Here is a 26,920-nt window from a genome sequence, read left to right on the forward strand (position 1 = left end):
CCGAGCCGGCGGCGTGCGCGACGCCGGGCGTGCCGAGGGTGCGGCCGTCGTCGATGGTGCCGCGCCAGGCGCCTGTCGCGGCGCCCCGGCCCTCGATGTACGCCTTGAACTTCTCCAGGTCGGCCTCGGTCCGCTTCTCGACGACGTGCAGCTTGTCGCCGGCCTTCTCGACCAGCCCTTCCGGCTCGTACTCCAGGCAGAGGCGGACCTGGGTGCGGTCGGTGTCGATCGGCTGGAAGTAGACGGCGCCGGCGTTGGTGGCGCCGCTGGTGGCCGCCCAGGCCACCTTCCGGTCCGGCACCTGCTCCAGGACCGTGGCGTCCCACTCGCGCTTCACCCCGCCGATCTCGGCGACCCAGTGCATCCGCCGGTCGTCGAGCTGGCGCACCTCCCGCACGCCGCCCATGAACCGGGGGAACTCCTCGAACTGCGTCCACTGGTTGTACGCGGTGCTCACCGGAACATTCACGTCGATGGACTTCTCGACCTTCGTGGTCATGGACCCTCCTCGTCGTTCAGTCGTCCGCTGAGAAATCCGTACCCCGGGAAGCCGCCCTCAACCTCGGGCGCCCGCGCCGGTCCGTGCCCACCGTGCGGGGGGCCGGCGCCGCCGGATCGGTCCCGGCGGGCCGGCCCCCGCCCGTCCCGGTCTGCGGACCAGGTTTTCCGGCACACCCGAGAGCTGCTGCATAATCGCAGCTCACAGAGTGGGTCGGGCCGCTGAGCGGAGGAGTCGGGATGCTGGAGGCCGTCGGCGTCGAGCCCGATGAGGAGCAGGTCTACCTGGCGCTCGCCGCCCGGCCGGCGGGCGACGCGGAGGAGTTGTCCGGGCGGACCGGGCTCCCCGGCCCCGCGGTCGGGCGGGCGCTGGCGGGGCTGGCCGCCAAGGGCCTGGTGGACCTGCCGTCCGGTCCCGCCGACGCGATCCGGGCGGCGCCGCCCGATCCCACCCTCAAGCTGCTGGCGCTGCGCAGGATGGACGAGCTCCGTAAGGCGCAGACGGTGATCACGGAGCTGGCCGAGCGGTTCCACGCCCGGGAGGCGTGGCGCGGCGCCGAGGCGGTCGAGGTGGTCCGGGGCGCCCGGGCCATCGCCGAGCGGTACGCGATGTTGCAGCGGGAGAGCACCCGGGACATCTCCGCGCTCACCAGGCGACCGGCCGTCGCCGTACCGGCCGCCGAGAACGTCGCCCAGCGGGAGGCGCTGCGGGCCGGCATCCAGTACCGGGTGGTGTACGACCGGGACCTGCTGGACCCGGACAGTCTGGAGATCCCGCTGCTGCTGGAGGAGTGGGCGGCGCTCGGCGAGGAGATGCGGGTGGCCGCCGTCCCGTTCAAGCTGATGGTCTTCGACCGGCGGCAGGCGGCGCTCGTGCCGCCCGACCCGGCCGCCGAGGAACCGGTGCTCTTCGTGATCCACGCCCGCCCGCTGGTGGACTGCCTCGCCTGGATCGTGGACCGGATCTGGGAGTCCGCGCTGCCGGTGCCCGTCGCGCTCTCCGAGGCCGCGGACGGGTCGCTGGCCGCCGACGACCGCCGGTTGCTGGCGCTGCTCCTGGCCGGCTACACGGACCAGGCGATCGGCTCGCAGCTGGGGGTGAGCATGCGGACGGTGCAGCGCCGGGTGCAGCGGCTGCTCACGGTCGCCGGGGTGCAGAGCCGGATCCAGTTGGGCTGGCAGGCCGCCCGCCGCGGGTGGATCTAGCCAACCGCGTCCCAGCGGGTGGGAGGCGGCCGGCGCAGCCGCGCCGAGCGGCTGACGGATTTACGCCATGGCGTTGAACTGCCAGCTCAGAGGGCTGATGAGCCGGGTGCCGCCGGTGGCAGTGTGTGCCCGTCAACCCATCCCAGCCCTGAAGGATGTCGAGTGACCTCCCCTGCCAAGCGCACCCGCCGAGCTGCCGCCGCACTGGCCACGACACTTGTTGTCGGCGGACTCACCCTCTCCTCCCTTCCCGCCCACGCCGAGCCGGCCACCACGCCGGGCAGCGTCGCCGACAAGCTCGGCAGCCACGACCGGGCCCTCATCGCCAAGTACGCCGCGCAGTCCCGGACCCGTGCCGTGCCGGCCGGCGCCGACCAGCCGGCCCCCGACTTCGTCACCCTGATGCTCGCGGTGAAGTCGGGCCGCACCGACGAGACGGCCCGGCAGCTCACCGAGCTCGGCGCCGAGGTCACCCGGACCGACCCGGAGATCGGCTACGTCAAGGCGAACGTGCCGTTCGCCCTGGTGGACCAGGCCATCGCCCTCGACTCCGTGCTCCGGGTGGACGCCGACGAGCTGCTCAAGCTGGACGAGACCACGGCCGGCGCCGGTGGCGTCGGCCAGCCCGGCAACCTGCCGCCCGCGCCGTCGGCGGCGACCCCGGACGACAACCCGTACATGCCGACCCGGGAGACCGGCTCGGTGGCGTTCAAGACCGAGCACCCCGCCTACGACGGCCGCGGCGTGACCATCGGCATCATGGACACCGGCGTCGACCCGACCCACCCGGCGCTGGCCACCACGACGACCGGCGAGCGCAAGCTCGTCGACACGGTCGTGGGCAGCAACCCGACCAACTTCATCGACCTGCTCTTCGACCGCACCTGGATACTGCTCAGCGGCGGCAACAAGGTCACCGGCCCGACGGCCGACCGGCAGGGCATCACCTGGACGATGCCCGACGGTGGCGGCGACGACATGTACCTCTCGGTCAAGAACCTCGCCATCGCCGGCTACGCCGACCCCACCCTCACCGGCTACCTGGGCGTCGCCTTCCGCGAGTCCGACAGCGCGATCTGGATGGACCTCAACCAGGACTACGTCTTCACCGCCGACGAGCTCTACCGGCCCTACCGGGAGAACCACCAGATCGGCTACATCGGCACCGACAACCCGGCGACCGAGGTCAACGAGCGCCAGCCGTTCACCGTCGAGGGGCGGCGGCTCAGCAAGGGGCTCCTCGGTGTCAACATCAACACCCTCGATGAGGCCCACGGCACCCACGTGGCCGGCATCACCGCCGCGAACGGGATCCTCGGCGGGAAGATGAACGGCCAGGCGCCCGGCGCCAAGCTGGTCTCCATGCGGGCCTGCACGCACAACGGCTGCTCCAGCGCCGCCCTCACCGACGGCATGGTGGACCTGGCCACCAACCACCACGTGGACGTCATCAACCTCTCCATCGGCTCCAGCCCGGCCCTCAACGACGGGCAGAGCGCCATGGCGCTGCTGTACGACCGGTTGATCGCCACCACCGGCGTGCAGATCTTCTCCTCGGCCGGCAACTCCGGTGCCGGCACCAACAGCGTGGGCGACCCGTCCTCCGCCGACACCGTGGTCAGCGTCGGCGCCTCGGTCTCCAAGCAGACCTGGTGGGCCAACTACGGCTCCTTCGTGACGCAGGCGCGGGCGGTCTTCCCGTTCTCCTCGCGCGGCCCGCGTGAGGACGGCGGCTTCAAGCCGGACATCACCGCGCCCGGCGCGGCGATCGCCCCCACCCCGAGCTGGATCGCCAACAGCGTGGTTCCCGACGCCGGCTACACCCTGCCGGCCGGGTACTCGATGCTGCAGGGCACCTCGATGGCCTCCCCGCAGGCCACCGGCGCCGCCGCGCTGCTGCTCTCCGCGGCCCGCCAGAACGGCGTCAGCGCCACCCCGGTCGAGCTGCGCCGGGCCATCCTCTCGACCGCCGACTACAACAAGGACGAGCCGGCCATCGCCCAGGGCCGCGGCGAGTTCAACGTCGGGCACGCCTGGCAGTACCTGACCAAGGGCGTCGCCGGCACCGACGAGGTGACCGTCTCCGCGCCGGTCTGCACCAGCCTCTCCGCCAAGCTCGCCACGCCGCACACCGGCAGCGGCCTCTACAACAGCTGCGCGCCGGGCGAGGGCGGCCAGGCCGTGGGCGAGTCCCGCACCTACGACCTCACCCTGACCCGCACCAGCGGCCGGGACGGCGCGCTCGACTACGTCCTCGACCTGCGGGGCAACGACGGCACCTTCACCGCGCCCGGCAAGATCAGCCTGGTGAAGGGCGTCCCGACGGTGGTCAAGGTGACCGCCGCCCCGGGCAGCCAGGGCATCCACAGCGCGGTGCTGGCCGTCGACAACCCCGCCACGCAGGCCGTCGAGCAGTCCGCCCTGCTGGCCGTCGAGGCCGCCGCGCCGCTGACCCCGGGTGCCACCTGGTCCGTGACCGGCACCGTCGACCGGAACGACACGCTCATCTACAGCGTCGCGGTCCCGGCCGGCGCCACCGACCTGACCGTGAACCTCGCCGGCCTGGCCGAGGGCAGCCAGACCCGCTGGTGGGCGTTCGGCCCGGACGGTCTCGAGGCGGAGAAGTCCAGCGCCGGCACCATCTACTGCTACGCCAACTACCAGGACGGCAACGGCTGCGACCCGTTCACCCGCAGCTACGCCAAGCCGAAGCCGGGCGTCTGGGAGTTCGTCGTCGAGGCGCGCCGCACCAGCCCGCTGCTGGCGAACCCCTTCCAGCTGACGGCCTCCGTCACCCAGTGACGAGGCGCTGAACACCCCGTGGGCCCGGGTCGACACCGTCGACCCGGGCCCACGGCGGCTCAGGAGTAGAGGGTCTTCAGGTATTCCGGCCCGTAGTGGTTCTCCAAGCTCGCCAGGCTCGCCTCGGGCGCCTCGAGCTCCTTGACCAGGCGGGGCCGGGACGGCAGCGCGTCCGGCCGCCACGTCTCCGGCCGCCACAGCTCGGAGCGGAGGAACGCCTTCGCGCAGTGGTAGAAGATCTGCTCGATCGTTACCTCGACGGCCAGCACCGGACGGTGCCCCTGCACCATCAGGTCGTCGAACCACGGCGCGTCCCGCAGCAGCCGGGCCCGGCCGTTGATCCGCAGGGTGTCGGTGCGCCCCGGGATCAGGTAGATCAGCCCGACGTGCGGGTTGGCCAGGATGTTGCGGTAGCCGTCGGCCCGCCGGTTGCCGGGCCGCTCGGGGATCGCGATGGTCGTCTCGTCCAGCACCAGCGTGAAGCCGGGCGGGTCGCCCTTCGGCGAGACGTCGCAGCTGCCGTCGGCGCCGGCCGTCGCCACCAGGCAGAACGGCGAGGCGGCCAACCATTCCCGGTCCCGGGCGTGCAGCGCCGTCCGCTCCTTGGCCAGCGCCCGGGGCATCGGCGCCCCCAGCACCTCGCGCAACTCCTCCGGGCCGCTGATCTCCTGTGTCGGCACGCCTGCCTCCCCCGTCGGTCGACCGTGACGGCGATTCCGGCCCGCGCGCGGCCGGTTTCCGTCATCGTCAGCCTAGGGGTGCGCGCCGGACCAGGTTTGCCCCCGGTTGGCCCGGGTACGGGCTAAGCCGCAGCGCGCCCGGACCGATCGATGGAGGCGGAGATGGAGAGCCGGCTGAAGGTGCTCGGGCACCCCGTGCACCCGATGCTGGTCATGTTCCCGGTGGCGCTCCTGGTCACCGCGGTGATCTTCGACGTGGTGGACACCGTCGGCGGCCCGGACTTCCTGGGCGAGGTCGCGTACTGGAACATCGCGGTCGGCCTGATCGGCGGCCTGCTGGCCGCGGCGGCCGGCGCGGTCGACCTGCTGGCCCTGCCGACCGGCACCCGCGCGAAGCGGGTCGGGCTCACCCACGCCGCCGCCAACCTCGCGGTGATCCTGCTCTTCGCCGCGGTCTGGGTGGTCCGGCTCAACGCCGACTCCCGGGCCGCCGGTGGCGCCCTGATCGCCATCGAGGTGGTCGCCGTGGCGATCCTCGGGGTCAGCGCCTGGCTCGGTGGTGAGCTGGTCGACCGGCTCGGCGTCGGGGTGGACCCGGAGCACGACCTGAACGCCCCGAGCTCGCTGCGACCCCCCTCGGCGAACCAGCGGATCGGAGAGGCGCGATGACGGAACAGAGTGGCGGTCGAGGCTGGCGGGGACGCCAGCAGGGCTGGGACCCGATGGGCGAGCTCCAGTCGCTGCGCGCGGAGCTGAGCCGGCTGGTCGGTGGCCGTTCCGGCAGCCCCGACGTGGAACTGACCGAGACCGCCGACGGCTGGGCCGTGGTGGTCCGGCTGCCGGGCGTGGCGCCCGAGGAGGTCGCCGTCGAGCTGGACGACCGGGAGCTGTGCGTACGGGCCCGCTCGGAGGCCGAGGTCAACGCCGATCACGGCATCCCCGGCGGCTTCGAGACGCGCGGCTTCGAGTACCGGGTGGACCTGCCGTCCCGGGTGGACCCCGACCGGATCGACGCGGTGATGGACCACGGCCTGCTCCGGGTGCACCTGCCCCGGGCCGCCCGGCCCGCGCCGCGCACCATCACCGTCGGCCGGTCCGGTCCCCGCGCCGCCACCGCGGACGGCCGGCGGCTGGCCGATCCGGCCGCGGACCGGGAGCTGCACCACCCGGACACCACGGTCGACGAGATCGACCGGCCGTAGGGGTCGCGTGGGCACCCCGGGCGACAACCCCAGCGCGCCGCGCCGCGACCTGCCGCCGTCGCCGGTGCTCGGCCCGGTCGGGGAGCGGGTGCCCGACGTCGAACGGATCGCCGTGCTGCGGGCCAACGCGCTCGGTGACTTCATCTTCATCCTGCCCGCGCTGGAGGCGCTGCGGGCCGCGTACCCGGCGGCGGAACTGGTGCTGCTCGGCGCGCCCTGGCACGCGAAGCTCTGGCGCGACCGCCCCGGCCCGGTGGACCGGGTGCTGGTGGTGCCGCCGGCGCCCGGCATCCGGGAACCGGCGCCGGGCGAGGAACCGGCGGCCATGGCGGACTTCCTGGCCGCGGCGCGGACGGAACGGTTCGACCTGGCGTTGCAGGTGCACGGCGGCGGCGCCAACTCGAACCCGGTCGTGGCCGGGCTGGGGGCCCGGGTCACCGCCGGCCTGCGCGCGGACGACGCGCCGCCGCTGGACCGCTGGCTGCGCTACGTCTACTACCAGCACGAGGTGATTCGGGCGCTGGAGGTGGTGGCCCTGGTCGGGGCGCCCGCCACCACCATCACCCCGGCCCTGGCGGTCACCGACGCCGACCGGGCCGAGGCCGGCCGGGTGCTCGGCGCGCCCGCCCGGCCCCGGGTGGCGCTGCACCCCGGGGCGACCGACAACCGCCGCCGCTGGCTGCCGGACCGGTTCGGCGCGGTGGCCCGGACGCTGGCCGGCGACGGGTACGAGGTGCTGGTCACCGGCACCCCGGCCGAGCAGGAGACGGTCGACGCGGTGGTCGCCGCGGCCGGCGTGCCGGTCAGCCCGCAGGTCGGCACGCTCAGCCTCGGCGGGCTGGCCGCCTGCTACCAGGGCTGCGCGCTGGTGATCTCCAACGACACCGGGCCGCTGCACCTGGCCGCGGCCGTCGGCGCCGCGACCGTCGGGGTCTACTGGGTCGGCAACCTGATCAACGGGGCCACCCCGTTGCGCGCCCGGCACCGGCCGATCGCCTCGTGGACCACCCACTGCCCGGTCTGCGGTGTCGACTGCACCCCCGGGATCTACCCGCACCGCCCCGGCGACGGCGAGTGCCCGCACCGCGACTCGTTCGTCGCCGACGTACCGGTGATCGAGGTGGTGGAGGCCGCCCGCGAGCTGCTCGCGGTCAGGCCGGCTGGTCGGTGAGGACCACCTCCCACGCCTCTACCTCCCGTTCGGTCACCGTGGTCGGCGACTCCAGGTGGTACGCCCCGCTGGGCAGCACGCCGGCGCCGCCGTAGCGCGCCATCACCGCGAGCTGGGCGGCCACGTCCTCGCCCTGGTGCCGCTCGTGCACCCGGCGCCAGAACTCGAAGCCGCCCGCGTCGACCAGCCTGGCCCGGTCGTAGAGCACGCACCCGCCGATCCAGGAGATCTTGTACGCCCGCCAGGCGCCCGGCGGCAGCCGCAGCTTCTCGGTGACGTGCAGCAGGTTCGCGGCCGGGTGGATGGCAGCCCGCTCCCACTGCGGGGTACCGGGGCGGATCCGTTCCGGCACGGGCCGGCCCGGCCACTCCTCGTAGTGCCCGTGGGTCTCCGGCCGGACGTCGTCGGCGTACGACAGGCCGTGCACCGCGTTGCCGACGAACCCGCAGCCCAGCTCCCGGATCGCGGTGACCAGCCGGGACAGCGTGCCGGGTTCCAGCCAGACGTCGTCGTCGAGGCAGAGCACGTACCGGGCGTCCGACCGGCTCAACAGGTAGGCGCGGTGTTCGGCCAGGCCGCGCCGGGGCAGCCGGCGGGTCAGCAGCACCGGGTGACCCCGGTGGCGCAGCGCCCGCACCATGGTGGCCGCGGCCGGGTGGGCGTACGCCGGGTCCTCGTCGGACTGGTCGCTCACCACCACGCCGAAGCCGGGTACGCCCTCCTGGGCGGCCAGCCCGGAGAGGGTGACCGCCAGTTCGGCCGGGCGGTTGCGGGTGGGGATCAGCACGTCGAGCTGCCGGGGGTGGCGGAACCCTGCCGGGTCGCCCAGGTCGAGCGGTCGGTTCACGCCGACCTGCCTTCGCCCACCGCCGGCTGGCCGTCGTCGACCATGGACCGCCCGTCGGCGGCCGTGGGCCTGCCTTCGGCGGCCGCCGGGCCGCCCCCGCCGGCGGACCGGGTGGCCCCGCGGCGGGTCGTCTCGGCGCCGGGCGGGATGGGCGACTGGGCCCGGATCCGGTCGATGATCGCCGAGGTGGAGCGGTCCGGCACGTACCCGAGGGTGCGGACCTGCCCGCCGAGCCGGCGGACCAGGGGCGCCTCGGGAACCATCTCGGGCGGGTAGTCGCCGCCCTTGACGTAGACGTCCGGGCGGACCGCCTCGATCAGCCCCGCCGGGGAGTCCTCCTCGAAGACCACCACGTGGTCGACGCACTCGAGCGCGGCGAGCAGCGCGGCCCGGTCCTCCATCGGGTTGACCGGCCGGTCCGGCCCCTTCAGCCGCCGTACGCTGCCGTCGGAGTTGACCGCCACGACCAGCAGGTCGCCGAGCGCGCGGGCCTGGGTGAGGTAGCGGACGTGCCCCGGGTGCAGCACGTCGAAGCAGCCGTTGGTGAATACGATCGAGCGGCCGGCCCGGCGGTGCTCCGCGACGATCGAGGTCAGCTCCGCGCCGCCGACCAGGGTCGGATGGTCGCCCCCGTCCGAGCCGGTGCCGAGCTCGTCCAGCAGGTCCTCCCGCCGGCACACGCAGGTCCCGGTGTCGGAGACGGTGATGGTGGCGGCGAGCTGGGCGAGCTGGGCGGCGGTCGGCAGGCTCGCCTCCGCCGCCAGCGCCAGGGTCATCGCGGCCAGGTACGCGTCCCCGGCGCCCACCGCGTGGCTGGCCGGGACCGGGGTGCTGTGGCTGCGCCGGGGCTCGCCGTCGGCCCCGCCGACCACCGCGCCCTCGGTGTCCAGGGTCACCGCCACCACGTCCGCGCCGGTGTGCGCGCGCAGCTCGTCGAGGCGCGACTGGGCCAGCACCGCCCGGTCCACGCCCTCGCCGGCCTCGGCGTTCACGGTCACGCCGGTGCCGGTCACGCTCAGCCCGTCGCCGGTGAGCGCCACCCGCTCCTCGCCGGGCGTCGGCTCGCCGGTCGGTCCGGCGGTGGCCGGCGCGGGGCCGGCGGCCGGGTGCGGGGTGCCGGCGGTCGGGTGCGGGGTGCCGGTCGGCCGGTGCCCGGCGGGAGCGGCGCCCATCGCCAGGCGGCTGCCGTCGCGCAGCGGGTCCGGGGCCGGCACGGGCTCACCGGCGCCGCCGGGGGCCGCGCCGACGACCAGCTCGGAGGGGCCGTCGGCCGGGTCGTCCTGGTGGTCCAGGTGCAGGCCGTCCACCCGCCTCGGCGGGTGCCCGGCGCCGTTGAACCCGGCCGCCGCCCGGGCCAGCAGCCGGGTGGCCTCGGCGAAGCTCGGCGTCACCACGGTGGGGTTCAGGCCGCGCCAGTCGGCGAGGTCGTGCGCGTCGAGGGCGACCGTGGCGTAGCGGTCGCGGTTGGCGACCAGCCAGGCGCGGACCCCGCCGGGCAGCGCGCCCAGGCCGTAGTCGCAGACGACCAGGGTGAGCGGCTGACCGTGCGCGGCGGCGTGCAACTCCTCGGTGGCGCAGTGCAGCGCGGTCAGCAGCCGGGCCACCCCGTCGTCGTCGAGCGCGTCGTCCGGGTCGCCGGAGTCCTCGCGGAGCAGGATCTGGTTGCCGGCCAGCATCCGCCGCTTGACCGGGGTCGGCCGGCCCGGCTGGTTGACCGTACGGTCCCAGACGCCGGCCCGGTCGAGGCAGTCGTGCAGTTCGTCGCCGGCCACGTCGGCGCCGACCGGGGCCACCAGGGCGGCCCGCCCGCCGAGCGCGGCGACGTTGACCGCGGTGTTCGCCGCGCCGCCGGCCGCGGAGATGCGTCGGCGCAGGGTGAGGACGGGGGCGGGCGCCTCCCGGCAGAGCCGGTCGGACTCCGCGAACCGCCACTCGTCCAGCATGGCGTCGCCGACCACCAGCACGGGGCGCCCCAGCCAGCTCTCCACGACGGTGGCGAGCCGGCGCTCTTCCGCTGCTGCTCCTGCCATGCCCCTTCGGGTCCCCCGAGCCGGTCCGGCCAAACCTGCCCGGCTGAGGGGCGGGCCACGCCGGGGTCCGGTTTCGCCGCGCCGGCCTCGGGAACGGGTCAAGAACACCCCGGAGAGGAGAAAACACCATGGCAGCGACACTGCGCGGCAAGCGGATCGCTTTCCTGGCCGCCGACGGCGTCGAGGAGGTCGAGTACACCAAGCCCCGGGAGGCGGTGGAGAGCGCCGGCGCCCGGGTCGAGCTGGTCTCGACTGAGCCGGGCGAGATCCAGGCCTTCAACCATCTGGACCACGGCGGGAAGTACCCGGTCGACGTGACGACGAAGGAGGCGGACGCCGGGGCGTACGACGCGCTGGTGTTGCCGGGCGGCGTGGCCAACCCGGACTTCCTGCGGACGGACCCGGAGGCGGTCCGGTTCGTGAAGTCGTTCTTCGCCGCCGGCAAGCCGGTCGGGGTGATCTGCCACGGCCCGTGGACGCTGGTCGAGGCGGACGTGGTGCGGGGCCGCCGGATCACCTCCTGGCCGAGCCTGCGTACCGACCTCACCAACGCCGGGGTCAGCTGGGTCGACGAGCCGGTGGTCACCGACAACGGGCTGGTCAGCAGCCGCAAGCCGGACGACCTGCCGGCGTTCTGCGCCAAGATCGTCGAGGAGTTCGCCGAGGGGAAGCACTGACTTCTCCTTCCCACCGGGGGCATGATCCGCCCCCGGTGGGAAAGGAAGCGGGATGACAGCCCAGGCCCACGGTCGTCCCGTGCTGCACGCCCGCCAGATCCGCCTGCTGATGTTCGGCCTGATGACCGGCATGCTGCTGGCGGCACTGGACCAGACCATCGTCGGAACCGCGCTGCCCACCATCGTCGGCGAGTTGGGCGGGATCAACCACTACTCGTGGGTGGTCACCGCGTACCTGCTCGCCTCCACCGCCTCGACGCCGCTGTACGGCAAGATGGCCGACCTGTACGGGCGCCGCCCGGTCTTCCTCTTCTCCATCGGCACGTTCCTGCTCGGCTCGCTGCTGGCCGGCCTGTCGCAGAACATGACCCAGCTGATCGTCACCCGGGGTGTGCAGGGCCTCGGCGCGGGTGGCCTGCTGACCCTGGCGTTCACCATCATCTCGGACGTGGTCTCCCCCCGGGAGCGCGGCCGCTACCAGGGGTTGTTCGGGGCGGTCTTCGGCATCTCCTCGGTGGCCGGCCCGCTGGTCGGTGGCTACTTCGCGGAGACCAACTGGCGGTGGATCTTCTACATCAACGTGCCGCTGGGGATCCTCGCGATCGTGGTCTGCTACCACGTGATGCGGCTGGTGCCGTTCCAGCGCCGGGAGCACGCCATCGACTGGCTCGGCGCGGGGCTGCTGGTGGCCGCGGTGAGCTGCCTGCTGCTCGCGCTGAGCTGGGGCGGCAACGAGTACGCCTGGGGCTCCGGGGTGATCGTCGGACTCCTGGTGGCCGGCGCGGTGCTCGCGGTGCTCTTCGTGCTTCAGGAGGCCCGGGTGGCGGAGCCGATCCTGTCGCTGCGGCTGTTCCGCAACCGCACCTTCTCGCTGGCCAACCTGGCCGGGTTCGTGCTCGGTCTGGTGATGTTCGGGTCGATCATCTTCATCCCGCTCTACCTCCAGATCGTCAAGGGCGCCTCGCCGACCCGCAGCGGTCTGCTGATGCTGCCGATGATGGCCGGCATCATCGTCACCTCGGTCATCACCGGCCGGGCGATGAGCCGGATCGGGCGGTACAAGTGGTTCCCGGTGGCCGGCTCGGCCGTGCTGGTCGTCGGCATGCTGCTGTTCCGGCAGCTCCAGGTGGCCACCTCGCTCTGGGTCGCGTTCGGCTTCATGGTGGTGATCGGGGTCGGGCTGGGGCTGTGCATGCAGTCGCTGATCCTGGCCGTGCAGAACGCCGTGGACCCGCGGGACCTGGGCGCCGGCACCTCCTCGGCGACCTTCTTCCGCTCGCTGGGCGGCTCGTTCGGGGTGGCCATCCTCGGCGCGGTGCTGTCGTCCCAGCTCACCCGCCACCTCGGCGAACGGCTGCCGGCCGCCATCGCGCAGCTGCCGCCCGACCAGCGGGCGGCCGTGGCGGCCAACGGCGGCACCGACATCTCGATCAACGACCCGGCGACGGTGCTGGCCCTGCCCGGTCCGGTGCGGGCCGCCATCCAGGGCGCCTTCGTCGACTCGCTGCACCCGGTCTTCCTCACCACCGGGCTGATCGCCATCCTGGCCGTGCTGGTGACCCTGCTGATGCCGAACGCCCAGCTGCGCGGCACCGGGCCGCAGGGCGCCACCGGCGGGGCGGATCCGCTCGGCGGCAAGGCCGCCGCGCCGGGCGGCAAGCCGCTGGCGAAGGAGTCGAAGGAGGAGGCCGCCGCCGAGATGGAGGCGAAGTCCCAGACGCTGCTCTGACCGGGCCGGTCAGCCGCGCCGGCCGGGCCCGGTCGGACCGGGCCGGCGCGGGGCCTGGCGGCCCGCCGGGGTCACGGTCACGTCGCGGCGACGCTGCGGCGGGCGGCCCGCCGGGGTCGCCGTCACTTCAGGATCAGCCGGTTGGTCTGCTCGAAGACGTCCAGGTCGGCCAGGGTCTCGTGGACGCTGGCGGAGAGCGGGGTGGGCAGCTCTTCGGGGTGGAAGAAGCCGGCGTCGGTGGTCTCGTCGGTCATCCGGAGCAGCTCACCGTCCCACTCCTCGACCCGGAACGCGGTGGTGAAGATCTGGTAGGTGTGGCCGTACATGTTGGTGTGGGTGCGGTCGGGGCCGGTGTAGAGGGCGAAGGCGCTGACCCGCAGGGCGCGCAGCCCGGTCTCCTCGCGTACCTCCCGGACGGCGCAGTCGGCGATCGACTCGCCCAGCTCCATGGCCCCGGCCGGCAGCGCCCACTGGCCGTTGTCGGAGCGCTGGATCAGCAGCACCCGGGCGGCGTTGTCGCGGACCACGGCCCGGGCGCCCACGAACATCAGGGTGCGGTCACCGGCGAGGGCGCGGAGCTGCCCGACGTACGAGTCGGCCCACGAGATGCTCACCCGGACAATCTACGCACCCTGCCGGGGCACGTCGGCCGTTCCGGGGGTTCCGTACGTGTGACCGGCGACACTACGTTGTTACCCATGCGTAGCACGATGATGGACGCCCCCCTCCAGGTCGCCCGGATCCTCGAACACGGCTCCACCGTGCACGGCACGGCCGAGGTCGTGACCTGGACCGGCGCCAAACCCCGCCGGATGTCGTACGCCGAGGTCGGCCGCACCGCCGCCCGGCTGGCCCACGCGCTGCGCGACGAGTGCGGGGTGACCGGCGACGAGCGGGTCGCCACCTTCATGTGGAACAACAACGAGCACCTGGTGGCGTACTTCGCCGTGCCGAGCATGGGCGCAGTGCTGCACACCTTGAACATCCGGCTCTTCCCGGACCAGGTCGCGTACATCGCCAACCATGCCGAGGACCGGGTGGTGCTGGTCGACAGCACGCTGATCCCGCTGCTGGCCCGGGTGATCGGCGAGCTGGCCACGGTGCGGCACGTCGTGGTGGTCGGCGGCGGCGACCCCGCGCCGCTGCTGGCCGCGGCCGGCGACCGGATCACCGTGCACCACTGGGACGCGCTGCTGGACGGCCGGCCGGAGGTCTACGACTGGCCCGAGGTGGACGAGCGGGACGCCGCCGCGCTCTGCTACACCTCCGGGACCACCGGCAACCCCAAGGGGGTGGCCTACTCGCACCGCTCCATCTACCTGCACTCGCTCCAGGTCTGCATGCCGGAGGGCTTCGGCCTCGGCCCGAAGGACCGCGAGCTGGCCATCGTGCCGATGTTCCACGCGATGTCCTGGGGCCTGCCGTACGCGGCGTTCCTCTCCGGGGCGTCGCTGATCATGCCGGACCGGTTCCTCCAGGCCGAGCCGATCGCCGCGATGATCGCCGCCGAGCGGCCCACCCTGGCCGGCGCGGTGCCGACCATCTGGACCGACCTGCTGGCCTACCTGGACAGCCACGAGGTCGACACCTCCGCCCTGCGGGAGGTGATCGTCGGCGGCTCGGCCTGCCCGCCGGCGCTGATGCACGCCTTCCACGACCGGCACCAGATCGAGGTCATCCACGCCTGGGGCATGACCGAGATGTCGCCGCTCGGCTCGGTCTCCCGGCCGCCGGCCGGCGCGACCGGCGAGACGGCCTGGCGCTACCGCTACACCCAGGGCCGGGTGCCCGCCGGGGTCGCCGCCCGCATCGTCGGCCCGCTCGGGGAGCCGCTGCCCGCCGACGGGACCTCCGTCGGCGAGCTGGAGGTCCGTGGGCCGTGGGTGACCGCCCGGTACGTCGGGGACGAGGCCCCGGACGAGGAGAAGTTCCGGGACGGCTGGCTGCGTACCGGGGACGTCGGCACCCTGTCGCCGGACGGCTACATCACGCTGACCGACCGGGCCAAGGACGTGATCAAGTCGGGCGGGGAGTGGATCTCCTCGGTGGAGCTGGAGAACGCCCTGATGGGTCACCCGGCCGTGCTGGAGGCCTGCGTGGTGGGCGTGCCCGACGAGCGCTGGGACGAGCGGCCGCTGGCCACCGTGGTGATCCGGGAGGGCGCCTCGGTCACCGCCGAGGAGCTGCGCGACTTCCTGTCGACGTCGGTGGCGCGCTGGCAGTTGCCGGAGCGCTGGGCGTTCATCGACGCGGTCCCGAAGACCAGCGTCGGCAAGTTCGACAAGAAGGTGGTCCGGTCCCGGTACGCCGAAGGCGGCCTGGAGGTACGCGAACTGACCGCGCCGTAACACATTCCGGCGTACCGTCGCCAACACGGGTAGGGGCATCGGTCTTTCACGACATCCCTCCCCAGAGGGCGGCCCCGGCGTTCGCACCGCGCCGGGGCCGCCCGCCCTTTGTGCGGGGCGACCCGCACCGTCATTCTCGCGAAACTTGTTCGCCTCTGTCCCGATGATGGCGAAATCTGCTCGGGTCAGCCTGCCTCGCTGGTCGTGATCAGCACCTTGCCGACCACCGAGTTCTCCACCGCCTCGTGCGCCGCCCGGGCCGCCTGCAGCGGGTGGTGGTGCAGCGGCAGGCCGGCCTCCTCGCCCACCCGGATGGCGCCCTGCGCCACCGCCGCCGCGATGTCCGACACCGCCTGCGCCTTCGCCGCCTTCGGCACCGTGTAGATCAGCACGAACTGCCAGCGGGCGTTCGGCATCATCAGCGGCCGGATCGGCAGCGTCACCTCCGTGCCGCCGTCGTCGGCGTACACGCAGACCGCGCCGCCGGTGCGCAGGAGTTGCACGTCGGCGGCGGCGTTGCGGGCCGCGGAGACCTCGACGATCGTGTGCACCCCGTCGGGGGCGATCTTGCGGACCTCCTCGACCACGTCCTGCTCCCGGTAGTTGATCACGAAGCTGGCCCCGGCCGCCGCGGCGAGCTGCGCCTTCTCCGGACTGCTGACCGTGGCGATCACGCAGGCGTCGGCCCAGCGGGCGAGCTGGACCGCCGCGTTGCCCACCGCACCCGCACCGCCCTGCACCAGCACCACATGGTCGCTGAGCGCGCCCGCGTGCAGCTTCTCCGGCATGAACTCGCCGGCGGTCAGGCAGCGGTGCGCGGTCATGAACGGGATGCCCAGGGCCGCCCCGAGGTCGAACGGGGCCGAGCCGAGCCGTACCGCGTGCCGGACCGGGACCACGGTGTATTCGGCGGCCGTGCCCCAGGGCCGCTGCCAGGCCGCCTCCCAGAGCCACACCCGCTCGCCGATCAGGATCTGGTCGACCCCCTCGCCGACCGCCTCGACCACCCCAGCGCCGTCCTGCCCGGGAATCTGCCAGCCCTGCGGCAGCGGCCACGCCCGGCGGGCCTTCCAGTCGGTCGGGTTCACCCCGGCCACCGCCATCCGCACCAGCACCTCGCCGGGCCCCGGCTCCGGGATCGGCCGCTCGACCACCGCCAGCACGGAGGCGTCCCCGTTGCGTTCGTACACGACCGCCTTCATCGCCGTCCCCTCCCCGTCGCCACGTCGCCACCGGCTGCGCTACCCGGACGCTGCCTGATCATTCCGGTCCGGCGCGCCCCCGAAACCGTACAACCAGGCACGGCCGGGCAGGAGGATGGCATGCCGGACGTATCACCGCGTGGACCGGAGGTGCGGCAGGTCGCTCAGCCGAGACCGGCCACCAGCTCCGGGGTGAGCGCGCCGATCGCGGGCAGCAGCACCGCGGCGAGGGCCGCCGCGTCCGGGTCCAGCGGGTACGAGCCGTGCGGCACCGCCACCACCCGCATCCCGGCGGCGGCCGCCGAGCGCACCCCGTTGGAGGAGTCCTCGATCGCCACGCAGCGGGCCGGGTCCACGCCGAGCCGGGCCGCCACGGCCAGCCAGACGTCCGGCGCCGGCTTGCCCCGGGCCGTCTCCTCGGTCGACAGCGTGGCGCCGAAGGCGTCGGTCAGGCCCATCGCGTCCAGCGCCGCCGCGATCAGCCGGGTGGGGGAGGAGCTGGCCAGCCCGAGCGGCCAGCGCGCGGCCATCCGGCGCACCACCACGTCGGCGTCGTCGATCAGCGGTACGCGCTGTGCGTACCGGCGGGTCATCTCGGCCACCACCTCGGCCGCGACCTGCTCGGCGCTGCGGTCCACGCCCAGCTCGCCGCTGAGGTAGGCGGCCCACTCGGCGGTGCTCATCCCCATCAGCCGGCGCTGGGTGTCCGGCTGCCAGGTGCCACCGTGCGCGGCCACGTACGCCCGCCGGACCTCCTCCCAGACCGGCTCGGAGTCCACGAGCACGCCGTCCAGGTCGAAGAGCACCGCGTCCACCACGTACCCATCCTGCCGGATCAACCGGTCGGGTGTCCGCCGCTCGCTCAGGGCAGCCGGGTGGGCGTGCCGGTGGCGCAACCGCGCGGGCGGCGACGCCCGTCCAGATGGCGGGACGCGTCCGATGTGGAGGCGGCTCCGCGCGCAAAGGGGCGGCGAGCGCTCACCCCCGCGGGCTAGTCTGCGCAGGACCTCATCCAATCGATACATGGGAGTATGTATGGGATTCCATGGACGACTACGACGAAGAGGCCTGGCTGCGGCGGTGGCGACCGCCGTCGTGGCGCAGCTCGCGCTCTTCGGCAGTTCGGCGTCGGCGGGGGAGACGCCGCTCTGGCAGACGGAGGTCGGGAAGATCCCGACCGCGAAGTACACCCGCGACGCGAAGCTCTACATCACCGAGTCCGCCGAGGCGTTGGCCCCGTACGTGACCGGTGGGCTGGGTGACAGCCGGCTCGCCCCGGTGCTGGCCGACGTGCAGAGCCGGTACTTCGACGGCGCGCGGCTCAACAGCGCCGCCGACGGCGAGGTCGCCTTCGACAACCTGGAACCCCTGGAGTCGTTCCTCAAGAGCCGGTTGACCGGGGCCAGCCCGCCGAACGGTGAGGCGGAGCAGGCGCACGTCCGGGCACTGGTGGAGACCCTCTCCGGCGCTCGGCTGCTGGCCGACGCGGCGATCCAGGACGCCGAGGCGACCATCGGCCCGTTCCGGGCCAGCCCGCCACCCGCGCCCGCCCCGGCGGGGCTGACCGAGGCGTTCGCGGATCTGGAGGCGGCCAAGGGCAACCTGACCAAGGCCGACGAGATGCTGGTCAAGGCCAACGTCGAGCCGGCGACGATCCAGGCCGGCCGGGCCTGGGCGAGCGGCTTCAACGTGCTGACCCGGCTGGGCATCAGCTACGACGGCGACCACGACTCCGACGGCGTGATCGACGTGGTCGAGCTGCGTTTCGGCTCCAGCCCGCTGCTGGTCGACTCCGACGGCGACGGGCTGACCGACAAGTTCGAGATCACCGAGCTGGCGGGTTGGACCCGGCCGAACCAGGTCGACACCGACGGTGACTCGGTCACCGACGGCGACGAGGACGTCGACCACGACGGCCTCACCAACCTCCAGGAACAGGACCTGGGCACCTCGCCCACCAATCCGGACACCGACGGTGACGGGGTCAACGACGGCACCGAGGTCGCCAACGGCAGCAACCCACTGGTCCCTGACCAGCCCCGCGCCCCGCCGGCGCCCGGCGACGTACCGCCGATCGTGCCGGTGCCGAACGAGGCCGACACCGACGGTGACGGGCTGATCGACGTCGCCGAGGAGGAAGCCCTTACCGACGTCAACAATGTGGACAGCGACGGCGACGGACTGTCCGACGGCACGGAGATCAACGACCTGGGTATCGACCCCCTGGTTCAGGACACCGACGGCGACGGCCTGCGCGACGACTACGAGGTGGCGCACAAGGACGACCAGGGCCTCGACCCGGGCCGCCCGGACGAGCAGGTCAGCAAGTGGACGTACGTGTCCGACTTCCTGCTCGGCATGTTCGCCGGCGACTTCGCCCCGCGCGACTCGATCGCCTGGCTCTCCGGGAACCTGTGCTCCGGCGCGCTGAGCTTCATCCCGGTCGTCGGTTGGATCGTCGGCGGCCTCGCCGACATCCGCGACACCATCGCCGGGCTGATCCACGGCGACTGGATCGGTGCGGGGCTGAGCATCCTCGGCGTCGTCCCCTACGTGGGGGACGCCGTGGCGATTCCGGGGAAGGCCCTGCGGTTCGTCCTCAAGTTCGCGCACCGACTCGAACAGGTCGTCCTGCTCGTCGCCACGTACGAGAGCATTCCGGACAGCATCAAGGAAGCCGCGCTCGAACAGATCCTCGGCGACGACTGGACCGCGCTTCAGGACGCCGGTGTCCCGAGCGCCGGCTTCAGCACTCTCTCCGTGCGGGCCGGCATGCTGCGACTCGCCAAGGGCGAGCGGACGAGTTTCGCCCGGCTGCGGGCCGCGTACCAGAATGCGCTGCACGTCGCGGGCCCGCGGGTCCGCTACATGTACGGCTGGCGGGACGGGGAGGACTTCGTCGCGAACACCCTGCTGACCGGCACCCGACACCGCAACCTGAAGGTGTTGACGCCTCAGTATCCGACGCCGAGATCCGTTTCCCGGAAGCCGGACGTCGCCGTTGAGGATCCGCCGGGCGAACTGACCCTGCACGAGGTGAAGACCGGCGTCCCGAACTACGGCAGCGAATTGGCCGAATGCGAGAAGGACGCCTGGATGCTCAAGCAGGCGTCGGTCGACGTGGTGGACGCGAACAAGCAGACCAGCAAGTACAAGGTTCGCGGGGTCCATTGGCATTTCCTGCCGCATAACGCGTACGACAGCCTGGGCCCGACCCAGGAAGTGCTCGACTGCTTGATCCGGAATAACATCCCCTATACCATCCACTTCCCCGAATAAGCGCTTGAGGAGGTGATCGGGTTGGGTCGACCGGCTGGTCGACCCAACCCGGCCTTTTATGGGTGACCAACTTGTCGTCATGCGATTCGATGAAGCCGGCGAGCCGGGGGCCGACCTGCCGGTCGACGTCGTCCTCGGCAGATTGCGGGAAGTGTTCGGGGACGACCCCGAGCTGGATCTGCCAATCGAGGACGGCGACGTTGTCGAGCTTGAATTCAGTGGAGCGCGGGCCAGCATTGACGGTTATGTCTATGCCGGCGCGCAGGGTGTACAACGGGTGGTCGTCGAGATCGCCGACAGATCCTGGGGCGAGCCGGTGCACGAATTCCGGCAGGAGATCACGCCCGCGCTGGACGCGTTGGTCGCGCTCGCCCGCGACACGGGTGCGCGGTTTTTCGACTCGGTCGATCCCCGCTCGTCCAACCTGACCACGGAGCAGGCGCTCGAGCTGGTCGCGCCGGCCAATCCACCTGGGGCTGGCTGACCGCGACCCGGATGGTCCGTTGGCGCGACGCCGAGGCCCGCGCCAACGGACCATCCGGGCCTCGGCCGGATCAGGAACGGCCCAGCCGCTGGCTCAGCGGGTCGGGGCCGACGCGTCCCGGGCGCTGCCGCGCTGTGCCGGCAGCCCGATCGGGGCCTTCGCCGGGATGATCGTGCGGCACCGGGTGGCGATCGGGTCGAGCAGCTCGCGCAGCCGCGCCGTACGCTCCGCGCCCAGCGCCCGCCACGGGCCGAGCGCGGCCCGGTCGGTGGCCTCCTCGACCACCCGGAACGTCGCGGCGCCGTGCTCGGTGGCGGTCCGCTCGGGGGTCAGCCACCCCTTCGCCACCAGCCGCTCCTCGGCGGCCGTCCACTCCTCGTCGGTCCAGCCACGCGCGGCCTGGTGGAACTCGCGGGACTGGTCGACCCGGCACCGCCAGGCCACCACCTCGACCGGGTCCAGGCCGGTGGTGACCAGCGCCCCCACGTGCCCGTCACCGCGATGCTCGCGCAGCGTGGTGGCGGCCTGCCAGAGCCGGGCCAGCGGATATTCCCCTTGCGGCAGGGCGGCGTTGACCGCGCCGAGCACCCGGCCGGCGACCTCCACCTGGCCGGCGGCCTCCTCCAGCAGGTCGGCCGCCTCGACCAGGTGCGCCTCGGGCAGCTCGTAGGTGAACTCGGCGAGCGCCTGCACCGCCCCGGTGAGCCGGGCGCGCAGCGCCTCCTGCGGGGTGGCCAGCCGCCACACCGAGGGCAGCGCCCGGGCCACCATCGCCGGGGCGAAGCTGAAGAAGGCGGCGACCACCGTCGGCGCGCCGACCGGCCCCAGCGGGGCGGCCCGGCCGGCGAAGTAGCCCCGCCAGTAGCCGCGGAGCCCGACCGCCTCGTAGGCGGCCCGGGCCCGGGGGTGGAAGTACGTCACCGCGTGGACCGGCTCGAAGCAGGTCCACATCACCCGGGCCGTTCCCGGGTCGTCCAGCGCCGCCACGTGCACCTCCGCGTCGTTGGGCAGGTCGCCGCGGGCGATGGACCGCCCGCGGTGACCTTGAACCTACTGCCGCTGGGTGACCGGACGGAAGCCTGCTGTGACCTACTGCGCGGCGAGCACGTCAACGACGAAGCGCAGCGCCCCGGCCGGGTAGCCGGCCGGCGGCTTGGCGCCGTACGCCAGCTCGGCCGGGAGGTCCAGCTGCACCCGGCTGCCCACCGGCACCCCGACCAGGCCCTGGTCCCAGCCCTTGATGACCTGGCCGACGCCGATCGGGAAGGTGGCCGGCTGGCCGTTGTTCCAGGAGGCGTCGAACTCCTTGCCGTCCTTGTAGGTGACGCCCACGTAGTTGGTGGTGATCGTCTGGCCGGACTTGACGGCCGGGCCCTTGCCCTTGATCAGCGTGGTCACGGCGAGCTTCTTCAGCTCGCCCGTGCCGGCCTCGACCTTCGGCCGGGTGCCCAGCGCCGGGTCGGCGCCCTCGGGCAGCGCCGGGGCGGCCACGGTCGGCTCGACCACCGTGCTCGGCGACGTGCTCGCGCCCGCGTCGGCCTTCTTGTCGTCGTCGCCGCTGTTCAGCCAGACGATGCCGCCGATCAGCGCGGCCACCGCGAGGACACCGGCGAAGGCGCCGAGCATCGACTGCCGGCGGCGCCGCTTCTCGGCGGCCTGCTTCGCTGCCAGCTGGGCGGCCAGCCGCCGTTCCGCCTTGGTGGCCGGGCCCTGGCCCGCCGACCGGTTCTCCACGCGCTCGCTCACGTCGACTCCCTGCTGGGTGGGGTGGGTGCGCCCCCGGCGGGCCGCCGCCGAGGCCAGCGCACACGGTACCCGTCCCGACGCCCCCTGTGCTCTCGCCGCCGGGGCCGGATCGGACAACCGGCCGGTCGAGGGCGGTTTCCGGGACTGGTTACGCCGCCACCAGCTGGACGCGGCCCGGCAGCGGGCCCTGCCTGAACCGCCCGGGTCGACGCCGGGCGGTCAGGCCGACTTGCGCGGCGCGGCCTTCTTCTCCGCCGCCTTCTTGGCCGGGGCCTTCTTGGCGGCCGTCTTCTTGGCCGGCTCGGCCTTCTTCTCGGCGGCCTTCTTCGCCGGGGCCTTCCCGGCCGGCGCCTTCTTGGCGGCGGCCTTCTTCTCGGCGGTCTTCTTCGCCGGGGCCTTCGCCGCCTTCTGCGCCGAGCGGGCCGACGAGATCGGGGTGGGTTCGGCCCCGCCACCCGAGGGCGCCTCGCCCCGGGCCGCCCGGGCCCGCTCCACGGACGCCTTCAGCGCGGCCATCAGGTCCACCGCGGCGGCCGGCGCGGCCTCTTCCTCCTCCGGCTGGACCACCTCGCGCCCCTCGATCTTGGCGTCGATGACCTCCTGCAACGCGGCCCGGTAGTCGTCGGTGAAGGCGTCCGGCTCGAACTCGCCGGCCATCGAGTCGATCAGCGAGCTGGCCATCGCCAGCTCGGGCGGGCGGACCTTCAGGTCCTCGTCCAGGAAGCCGAAGTCGGGCTGGCGGATCTCGTCCGGCCAGAGCATCGTGTTGAGCAGCAGCACGCCCTCGCGTACCCGCAGGGTGGCGAGCTGTTCCCGCTGGCGCAGCGCCACCTTGACGATCGCCACCCGCTCCGAGTCGGCGAGCGCGTCGCGCAGCAGCACGTACGGCTTGGTGGCCGAGCCCTCCGGCTCCAGGAAGTACGCCTTGTTGTAAAGGATCGGGTCGACCTGCTCGGCGGGGACGAACTCCAGCACGTCGATCGCGTGCGAGGTGGTCAGCGGCAGGTCGGCGAAGTCGGAGTCGGTGAGGATGACCATTTCGCCGCCGCCGATGTCGTACCCCTTGGCGATGTCGTCGTAGGTCACCTCCTCGCCGCAGACCGAGCAGGTGCGCTTGTACCGGATGCGGCCGCCGTCCTCGCGGTGCACCTGGTGGAAGCGGATGTCCTTCTCCTCGGTGGCCGAGTAGACCTTCACCCCGATCGACACCAGGCCGAACGACACCGCTCCTTTCCAGATCGCCCGCATCACGCGCTCCTCTCCCCGGTTCTGACCAGGATCGCAAACGATCGAACGTCCCGCACGTGCTTCCGGGTGCAACTAGAGTCGAATGGTGCCCGGCGCGCCGATGAAGCCGATGCTCGCGATGACCGGGCAGCTCCCGGCCGGTGCCGGCTGGGCGTACGAGTTCAAGTGGGACGGGGTCCGGGCGCTCGCCGACATCGTGGGTGGCCGCCAGCACCTGTACGCCCGCTCGGGCGTCGACATCACGGTCGCGTACCCGGAGCTGATCCCGCTGGCCGAGCAGGTCGACGACGCCCTGCTCGACGGCGAGGTGGTGCTCTTCACCGACGGCCAGCCGTCGTTCACCGCGCTGGCCGAGCGGATGCACGTGCGCAACGCGGCCAAGGCCGCCCGGCTCGCGGCGACCGTGCCCGTCACGTACATGATCTTCGACCTGCTCCGGTTGCGCGGCGAGGACTTGACCGGCCGCCCCTACCGGGAGCGGCGGGCGGCGCTGGAGTCGCTCGGGCTCGGCGCGGCCCGGTGGGCGGTGCCGCCCAGCTTCGGCGACGGCGCGGCCACCTACGCGGCGGCCGGCGAGCACGGCCTGGAAGGGGTGATGGCCAAGCGGGCCGACTCGGTCTACCGGCCGGGGGTGCGCTCGCCGGACTGGGTGAAGGTCAAGCTGGAGGTGACCGGCGACTTCGTGGTCGGCGGCTGGCGGCCCGGCGCCCGCAGGATCGGCGGCCTGCTGGTGGGGGTGCCCGGGCCGGACGGGCGGCTCATCTACCGGGGCCGGGTCGGCGGCGGGATCGGCGCGGCGCTGGAGCGGGAACTGCTGCGCGAGTTGGAACCGCTGCGCGACGCGGCGTCGCCGTTCGCCGGGGACGTGCCGCGCGAGGATGCCCGGGGCGCGATCTGGGTAGCACCACGGGTGGTGGTGGAGGTGAAGTACGGCCAGCGCACCCCCGACGGGCGGCTGCGCTTCCCACGGATCCTGCGGCTGCGTCCGGACAAGCCCGCCGAGGAGGTCGAGGATGCCGGGTGACCGACTGAAGGTGGACGTCGAGGGCCGCGCCCTGGAGCTGTCCAACCTGGACAAGGTCCTCTACCCGAAGGCCGGCTTCACCAAGGGCGAGGTGATCGACTACTACACCCGGATCGCCCCGGTGCTGCTGCCGCACCTGCGGGACCGGGCGTTGACCCGGATCCGCTTCCCGAACGGCGTCGACGGCGGCTCGTTCTTCGAGAAGAACGCCCCGGCCGCCACCCCCGACTGGGTACGCACCGAGAACCTGCCCGCCCCCGGGTCGAGCAAGGGGCGGGAGACCATCGACTACGTGGTCGCCGACGACCTGCCCACCCTGGTCTGGCTGGCCAACCTGGCCGCGCTGGAACTGCACACGCCACAGTGGAAGATCGGCGAGCTGCCGGACCTGATGGTGGTCGACCTGGACCCCGGGGCCCCGGCGGCGTTGCAGCAGTGCTGCCAGGTGGCGCTGCTGATGCGGGACCGGCTCACCCAGGACGGCATCGAGGCGTACCCGAAGACCTCCGGCAAGAAGGGCATGCAGCTCTCCTGCCCGATCGCCGGCAGCCAGTCCGCCGACGAGGTGTCCGGGTACGCCCGGCGGATCGCCCAGGAGTTGGAGCGGGCGCACCCGAAGCTGATCGTGTCGAAGATGGCGAAGAACCTGCGCCCCGGCAAGGTCTTCATCGACTGGAGCCAGAACAACGCGGCGAAGACCACCGTGGCGCCGTACTCGCTGCGGGCGCAGGCGGCGCCGTCGGTGTCCACCCCGTTGACGTGGGACGAGGTCGAGGCCGGCGCTCGCGGGGGGAGGCCGGCCGTCCGCCAGTTCACCTCCGCCGAGGTCCTGGACCGGGTCGAGGAGTACGGCGACCTGCTCGCCCCGCTGCTGGACGGCGGCCCCGAACTTCCCGCCGGCCGCTGACCGGTCGACCGTCGTCGCTGACTCTGCGCTCGGCCGGCGCGGTCAAACAGCGCCCCGCGATCCGCTTCCGTTACATCGGCATCCACCCTGCTCACCGGGTCTTCTGTCGATGCCGTCGACGTGGTCTCATACCCCCAACGACGACGTCATCGACCGTGGTCAGGGCAACGACGCGTCGATCCGCACCGCCCCGTTGAGAAAGGTGCACCGATGCACAGGAGATCTACTTTCCGACTGGCGGTCCTCACCGCCACCGCTGCCACGCTCCTGGCGTCCGGCAGCGCGTACGGCGCGGCGGGCATGGCCGCGCCCGCCACCACCGCCCCGGGCGGCGCGACGTGCGACCCGGCCGCCGGCGCGCCCAGCGCGGCGCGGGTCGCCGAGGGCGCCACCGCCCAGGAGCCGGAGCTGTACGCGAAGAACGAGGCGAACGCCTACGGGGTGATCAAGGACTCCCCGCGCCTGGCCAACGGCAGCGTCACCGTGCCGACGGTCTTCCACATGATCTCCGACCACCCGCTGAGTGCGGCCGAGCGGACCAGGTGGAACACCCTCATCGCGGCGCAGATGACGGTGCTGAACGACTCGTACGCGGGCCGCACGGCGGCGGACGCCGCCGACACCCCGTTCCGGTTCAGCCTCGTCGACACCACGTGGACGGTGAACAGCGCCTGGTACACGGTGGTGCCGGGCAAGAACGAGCGGGACATGAAGAAGGCGCTGTACACCGGCGACTCGGAGACCTTGAACGTCTACGCGGCCAACATCGGCGGCGGGCTGCTCGGCTGGGCGTACTTCCCCAAGGACTACAACAACGGCCGCGACTACATCGACGGCGTGGTGATGCTCGACGAGTCGATGCCGGGCGGCACGGCGGGCAAGTACGCCCTCGGTGACACGCTGACGCACGAGGTCGGGCACTGGCTGATGCTGGAGCACACCTTCGCGCACGGCTGCTCCGCCTCCGGCGACTTCGTGGCCGACACCCCGCGCGAGGCGGCGCCGCAGTTCAACTGCCCGGTGGGCGCCGACACCTGCACCGCGCCAGGGCTGGACCCGATCCACAACTTCATGGACTACACGCAGGACTCCTGCATGAACATGTTCACCCCGGGCCAGGCGGACCGGATGAGCGATGCCTGGTTGGCGTTCCGCGCGGGCGGCGCCGGCTGACCAGGCCGGCACCCACGCCCCGCAAGGGCGCGAAGCAATCATGAGGTTGCGGCACCGGTCAGGTTGATCGGTGCCGCAACCTTTTGCTCAATATGGCCCGGCCCGGCCCGGGTCGGCTGGGCCTCGCCCGCTACCGGGCGAACAGCAGGGCGGCGTCCAGGAGGACGACGACGGCGGTGGCGAAGTGGATGCCGAAGGCGACCGCCTTCGTCCCGCCGTTGCGCAGCACGACGACGGTGTCTCCGAGCGGGTTGAGCGCGACGATCAGCATGTACCAGGCGACGGCCTCGGCGCTGGTGAAGGCGATGAGGGCGAGGCCGAGCAGGCCGTAGCTGAGGTCCCGCAGGCCCTTGATGGTGAGGTAGGCCGGGTCGCCGTCCGGTTTGGCCGGTACGCCGTAGCCGGCGGCCGAGGCCTGGGGTGCCAGGAGGAACCGGGCACCGATGAAGACGCAGAGAAGGCTGAGGACGACGGCGAGCCCGTAGGCGATGGGGGTGAGCATGTCCGGCTCCAAATTCTAGCGCTGCTAGGTCCGAGAGCGAAGGTAGCAGAGCGTCAGCAGATTGGCTAGCGATGCTAGAGTTCCGGCCTGTCGCGTCAAGCCCGCCGGGAGCGGGAGCGGCCGTCGCCGTGGAAGGCCCGGTTCACCCGGCTAGGGTGAGCTGAC

The 26,920-nt window shown here is 73.0% G+C and carries 23 protein-coding genes and 1 pseudogene; 13 read left to right on the forward strand and 11 right to left on the reverse strand.

The genetic code is table 11. From position 1 onward, the window contains the following. Positions 1-49: 49 nt before the first annotated feature. Positions 50-499 (reverse strand): annotated as a pseudogene (locus AB0I11_RS02250) (SRPBCC family protein); the annotation flags it as partial. 239 nt (positions 500-738) lie between these two features. On the opposite strand from AB0I11_RS02250, the gene AB0I11_RS02255 reads away from it, so the two are divergent. Continuing rightward, a complete protein-coding gene (locus AB0I11_RS02255; protein WP_357309248.1) occupies positions 739-1,704 on the forward strand; it encodes a helix-turn-helix domain-containing protein in 966 nt (321 codons plus the stop codon). A gap of 162 nt (positions 1,705-1,866) precedes the next feature. Next, on the forward strand, positions 1,867-4,506 hold the full coding sequence (locus AB0I11_RS02260) for a S8 family serine peptidase (RefSeq protein ID WP_357309251.1): 2,640 nt from the start codon (positions 1,867-1,869) through the stop codon (positions 4,504-4,506). 59 nt (positions 4,507-4,565) lie between these two features. Here AB0I11_RS02260 and AB0I11_RS02265 read toward each other — a convergent pair whose 3' ends face one another. Next, positions 4,566-5,186, reverse strand: a complete 621-nt coding sequence (locus tag AB0I11_RS02265; RefSeq protein ID WP_357309255.1) for a pyridoxamine 5'-phosphate oxidase family protein — start codon at positions 5,184-5,186, stop codon at positions 4,566-4,568. A gap of 162 nt (positions 5,187-5,348) precedes the next feature. Here AB0I11_RS02265 and AB0I11_RS02270 point away from each other — a divergent pair, with 162 nt between their 5' ends. The 3 genes from AB0I11_RS02270 to AB0I11_RS02280 are packed head-to-tail and all read left to right on the forward strand — an operon-like array spanning position 5,349 to position 7,559. Continuing rightward, positions 5,349-5,855, forward strand: a complete 507-nt coding sequence (locus AB0I11_RS02270; protein WP_046566382.1) for a DUF2231 domain-containing protein — start codon at positions 5,349-5,351, stop codon at positions 5,853-5,855. After that, complete coding sequence (locus tag AB0I11_RS02275) at positions 5,852-6,388, forward strand: Hsp20/alpha crystallin family protein (protein WP_357309259.1); 537 nt, start codon at positions 5,852-5,854, stop codon at positions 6,386-6,388. The genes AB0I11_RS02270 and AB0I11_RS02275 overlap by 4 nt, the downstream gene beginning before the upstream one ends. 7 nt (positions 6,389-6,395) lie before the next feature. Further along, positions 6,396-7,559: a glycosyltransferase family 9 protein gene (locus AB0I11_RS02280; protein ID WP_357309263.1), complete on the forward strand. Its 1,164-nt coding sequence runs from the start codon at positions 6,396-6,398 to the stop codon at positions 7,557-7,559. On the opposite strand, the gene AB0I11_RS02285 is transcribed toward AB0I11_RS02280, so the two are convergent. After that, positions 7,540-8,406: a glycosyltransferase family A protein gene (locus tag AB0I11_RS02285; protein WP_357309266.1), complete on the reverse strand. Its 867-nt coding sequence runs from the start codon at positions 8,404-8,406 to the stop codon at positions 7,540-7,542. The two genes, AB0I11_RS02280 and AB0I11_RS02285, sit on opposite strands and share 20 nt — an antisense overlap. Further along, the gene (rfaE2, locus tag AB0I11_RS02290) at positions 8,403-10,436 is read right to left on the reverse strand and encodes a D-glycero-beta-D-manno-heptose 1-phosphate adenylyltransferase (RefSeq protein ID WP_357309268.1); all 2,034 of its coding nucleotides are present in this window, start codon (positions 10,434-10,436) and stop codon (positions 8,403-8,405) included. Before rfaE2 ends, AB0I11_RS02285 begins: the two co-directional genes overlap by 4 nt. 128 nt (positions 10,437-10,564) lie before the next feature. On the opposite strand from rfaE2, the gene AB0I11_RS02295 reads away from it, so the two are divergent. After that, positions 10,565-11,113, forward strand: a complete 549-nt coding sequence (locus AB0I11_RS02295) for a type 1 glutamine amidotransferase domain-containing protein (protein ID WP_357309272.1) — start codon at positions 10,565-10,567, stop codon at positions 11,111-11,113. A gap of 52 nt (positions 11,114-11,165) precedes the next feature. Further along, positions 11,166-12,842: an MDR family MFS transporter gene (locus AB0I11_RS02300; protein ID WP_357309275.1), complete on the forward strand. Its 1,677-nt coding sequence runs from the start codon at positions 11,166-11,168 to the stop codon at positions 12,840-12,842. 122 nt (positions 12,843-12,964) lie between these two features. On the opposite strand, the gene AB0I11_RS02305 is transcribed toward AB0I11_RS02300, so the two are convergent. Next, the gene (locus AB0I11_RS02305) at positions 12,965-13,456 is read right to left on the reverse strand and encodes an NUDIX domain-containing protein (protein ID WP_357309280.1); all 492 of its coding nucleotides are present in this window, start codon (positions 13,454-13,456) and stop codon (positions 12,965-12,967) included. 84 nt (positions 13,457-13,540) lie between these two features. Between AB0I11_RS02305 and AB0I11_RS02310 the strand changes: the two genes are divergently transcribed. Further along, positions 13,541-15,190, forward strand: coding sequence for a fatty acid--CoA ligase (locus tag AB0I11_RS02310; protein ID WP_357309283.1), 1,650 nt, complete (start codon positions 13,541-13,543; stop codon positions 15,188-15,190). A gap of 185 nt (positions 15,191-15,375) precedes the next feature. Here the strand turns inward: AB0I11_RS02310 and AB0I11_RS02315 are convergent, their stop codons facing one another. Together AB0I11_RS02315 and AB0I11_RS02320 are read right to left on the reverse strand one after the other, a co-directional pair. Further along, positions 15,376-16,392 carry an NADPH:quinone reductase gene (locus AB0I11_RS02315; protein WP_357309287.1) on the reverse strand — a complete coding sequence of 339 codons (1,017 nt, stop codon included), beginning with the start codon at positions 16,390-16,392 and terminating at the stop codon, positions 15,376-15,378. Between the two features lie 164 nt (positions 16,393-16,556). Further along, positions 16,557-17,210 carry an HAD family phosphatase gene (locus AB0I11_RS02320; protein WP_357310262.1) on the reverse strand — a complete coding sequence of 218 codons (654 nt, stop codon included), beginning with the start codon at positions 17,208-17,210 and terminating at the stop codon, positions 16,557-16,559. A gap of 262 nt (positions 17,211-17,472) precedes the next feature. Between AB0I11_RS02320 and AB0I11_RS02325 the strand changes: the two genes are divergently transcribed. Together AB0I11_RS02325 and AB0I11_RS02330 are read left to right on the forward strand one after the other, a co-directional pair. Continuing rightward, complete coding sequence (locus tag AB0I11_RS02325) at positions 17,473-19,671, forward strand: hypothetical protein (protein WP_357309291.1); 2,199 nt, start codon at positions 17,473-17,475, stop codon at positions 19,669-19,671. 79 nt (positions 19,672-19,750) lie between these two features. Next, complete coding sequence (locus AB0I11_RS02330; RefSeq protein ID WP_357309294.1) at positions 19,751-20,155, forward strand: hypothetical protein; 405 nt, start codon at positions 19,751-19,753, stop codon at positions 20,153-20,155. A gap of 93 nt (positions 20,156-20,248) precedes the next feature. On the opposite strand, the gene AB0I11_RS02335 is transcribed toward AB0I11_RS02330, so the two are convergent. The 3 genes from AB0I11_RS02335 to AB0I11_RS02345 form a co-directional block, all read right to left on the reverse strand. Beyond that, positions 20,249-21,106, reverse strand: a complete 858-nt coding sequence (locus tag AB0I11_RS02335) for a hypothetical protein (protein ID WP_357310269.1) — start codon at positions 21,104-21,106, stop codon at positions 20,249-20,251. Positions 21,107-21,244: 138 nt separating this feature from the next. After that, positions 21,245-21,901: an FKBP-type peptidyl-prolyl cis-trans isomerase gene (locus AB0I11_RS02340; protein WP_357309297.1), complete on the reverse strand. Its 657-nt coding sequence runs from the start codon at positions 21,899-21,901 to the stop codon at positions 21,245-21,247. 219 nt (positions 21,902-22,120) lie between these two features. Next, positions 22,121-23,149, reverse strand: a complete 1,029-nt coding sequence (locus tag AB0I11_RS02345; protein WP_357309300.1) for a Ku protein — start codon at positions 23,147-23,149, stop codon at positions 22,121-22,123. Positions 23,150-23,234: 85 nt separating this feature from the next. Here AB0I11_RS02345 and ligD (AB0I11_RS02350) point away from each other — a divergent pair, with 85 nt between their 5' ends. From ligD (AB0I11_RS02350) to AB0I11_RS02360, 3 genes are all read left to right on the forward strand, one after another. Beyond that, positions 23,235-24,173: a non-homologous end-joining DNA ligase gene (gene ligD, locus AB0I11_RS02350; protein ID WP_357309303.1), complete on the forward strand. Its 939-nt coding sequence runs from the start codon at positions 23,235-23,237 to the stop codon at positions 24,171-24,173. Then, positions 24,163-25,080, forward strand: a complete 918-nt coding sequence (gene ligD, locus AB0I11_RS02355; protein WP_357309307.1) for a non-homologous end-joining DNA ligase — start codon at positions 24,163-24,165, stop codon at positions 25,078-25,080. The genes ligD (AB0I11_RS02350) and ligD (AB0I11_RS02355) overlap by 11 nt, the downstream gene beginning before the upstream one ends. Positions 25,081-25,290: 210 nt before the next feature. Beyond that, complete coding sequence (locus AB0I11_RS02360) at positions 25,291-26,253, forward strand: zinc metalloprotease (protein ID WP_357309312.1); 963 nt, start codon at positions 25,291-25,293, stop codon at positions 26,251-26,253. 130 nt (positions 26,254-26,383) lie between these two features. Here AB0I11_RS02360 and AB0I11_RS02365 read toward each other — a convergent pair whose 3' ends face one another. After that, complete coding sequence (locus AB0I11_RS02365; RefSeq protein ID WP_357309316.1) at positions 26,384-26,755, reverse strand: DUF4267 domain-containing protein; 372 nt, start codon at positions 26,753-26,755, stop codon at positions 26,384-26,386. Positions 26,756-26,920: the final 165 nt, after the last annotated feature.

It is taken from the genome of Micromonospora sp. NPDC050495 (genome assembly GCF_040655175.1).
Taxonomy (GTDB): Bacteria; Actinomycetota; Actinomycetes; order Mycobacteriales; family Micromonosporaceae; genus Micromonospora.

Bases quoted from the DNA above. Each gene is read 5' to 3' on its own strand.
- AB0I11_RS02315 (WP_357309287.1), bottom strand. From the start codon at position 16,392: ATGAAGGCGGTCGTGTACGAACGCAACGGGGACGCCTCCGTGCTGGCG.
- AB0I11_RS02365 (WP_357309316.1), bottom strand. From the start codon at position 26,755: ATGCTCACCCCCATCGCCTACGGGCTCGCCGTCGTCCTCAGCCTTCTC.
- AB0I11_RS02335 (WP_357310269.1), bottom strand. From the start codon at position 21,106: ATGTGGACCTGCTTCGAGCCGGTCCACGCGGTGACGTACTTCCACCCC.
- AB0I11_RS02255 (WP_357309248.1), top strand. From the start codon at position 739: ATGCTGGAGGCCGTCGGCGTCGAGCCCGATGAGGAGCAGGTCTACCTG.
- AB0I11_RS02310 (WP_357309283.1), top strand. From the start codon at position 13,541: ATGCGTAGCACGATGATGGACGCCCCCCTCCAGGTCGCCCGGATCCTC.
- AB0I11_RS02270 (WP_046566382.1), top strand. From the start codon at position 5,349: ATGGAGAGCCGGCTGAAGGTGCTCGGGCACCCCGTGCACCCGATGCTG.
- AB0I11_RS02330 (WP_357309294.1), top strand. From the start codon at position 19,751: ATGCGATTCGATGAAGCCGGCGAGCCGGGGGCCGACCTGCCGGTCGAC.
- AB0I11_RS02275 (WP_357309259.1), top strand. From the start codon at position 5,852: ATGACGGAACAGAGTGGCGGTCGAGGCTGGCGGGGACGCCAGCAGGGC.
- AB0I11_RS02295 (WP_357309272.1), top strand. From the start codon at position 10,565: ATGGCAGCGACACTGCGCGGCAAGCGGATCGCTTTCCTGGCCGCCGAC.
- AB0I11_RS02345 (WP_357309300.1), bottom strand. From the start codon at position 23,149: ATGCGGGCGATCTGGAAAGGAGCGGTGTCGTTCGGCCTGGTGTCGATC.
- AB0I11_RS02360 (WP_357309312.1), top strand. From the start codon at position 25,291: ATGCACAGGAGATCTACTTTCCGACTGGCGGTCCTCACCGCCACCGCT.
- ligD (WP_357309307.1), top strand. From the start codon at position 24,163: ATGCCGGGTGACCGACTGAAGGTGGACGTCGAGGGCCGCGCCCTGGAG.
- rfaE2 (WP_357309268.1), bottom strand. From the start codon at position 10,436: ATGGCAGGAGCAGCAGCGGAAGAGCGCCGGCTCGCCACCGTCGTGGAG.
- AB0I11_RS02300 (WP_357309275.1), top strand. From the start codon at position 11,166: ATGACAGCCCAGGCCCACGGTCGTCCCGTGCTGCACGCCCGCCAGATC.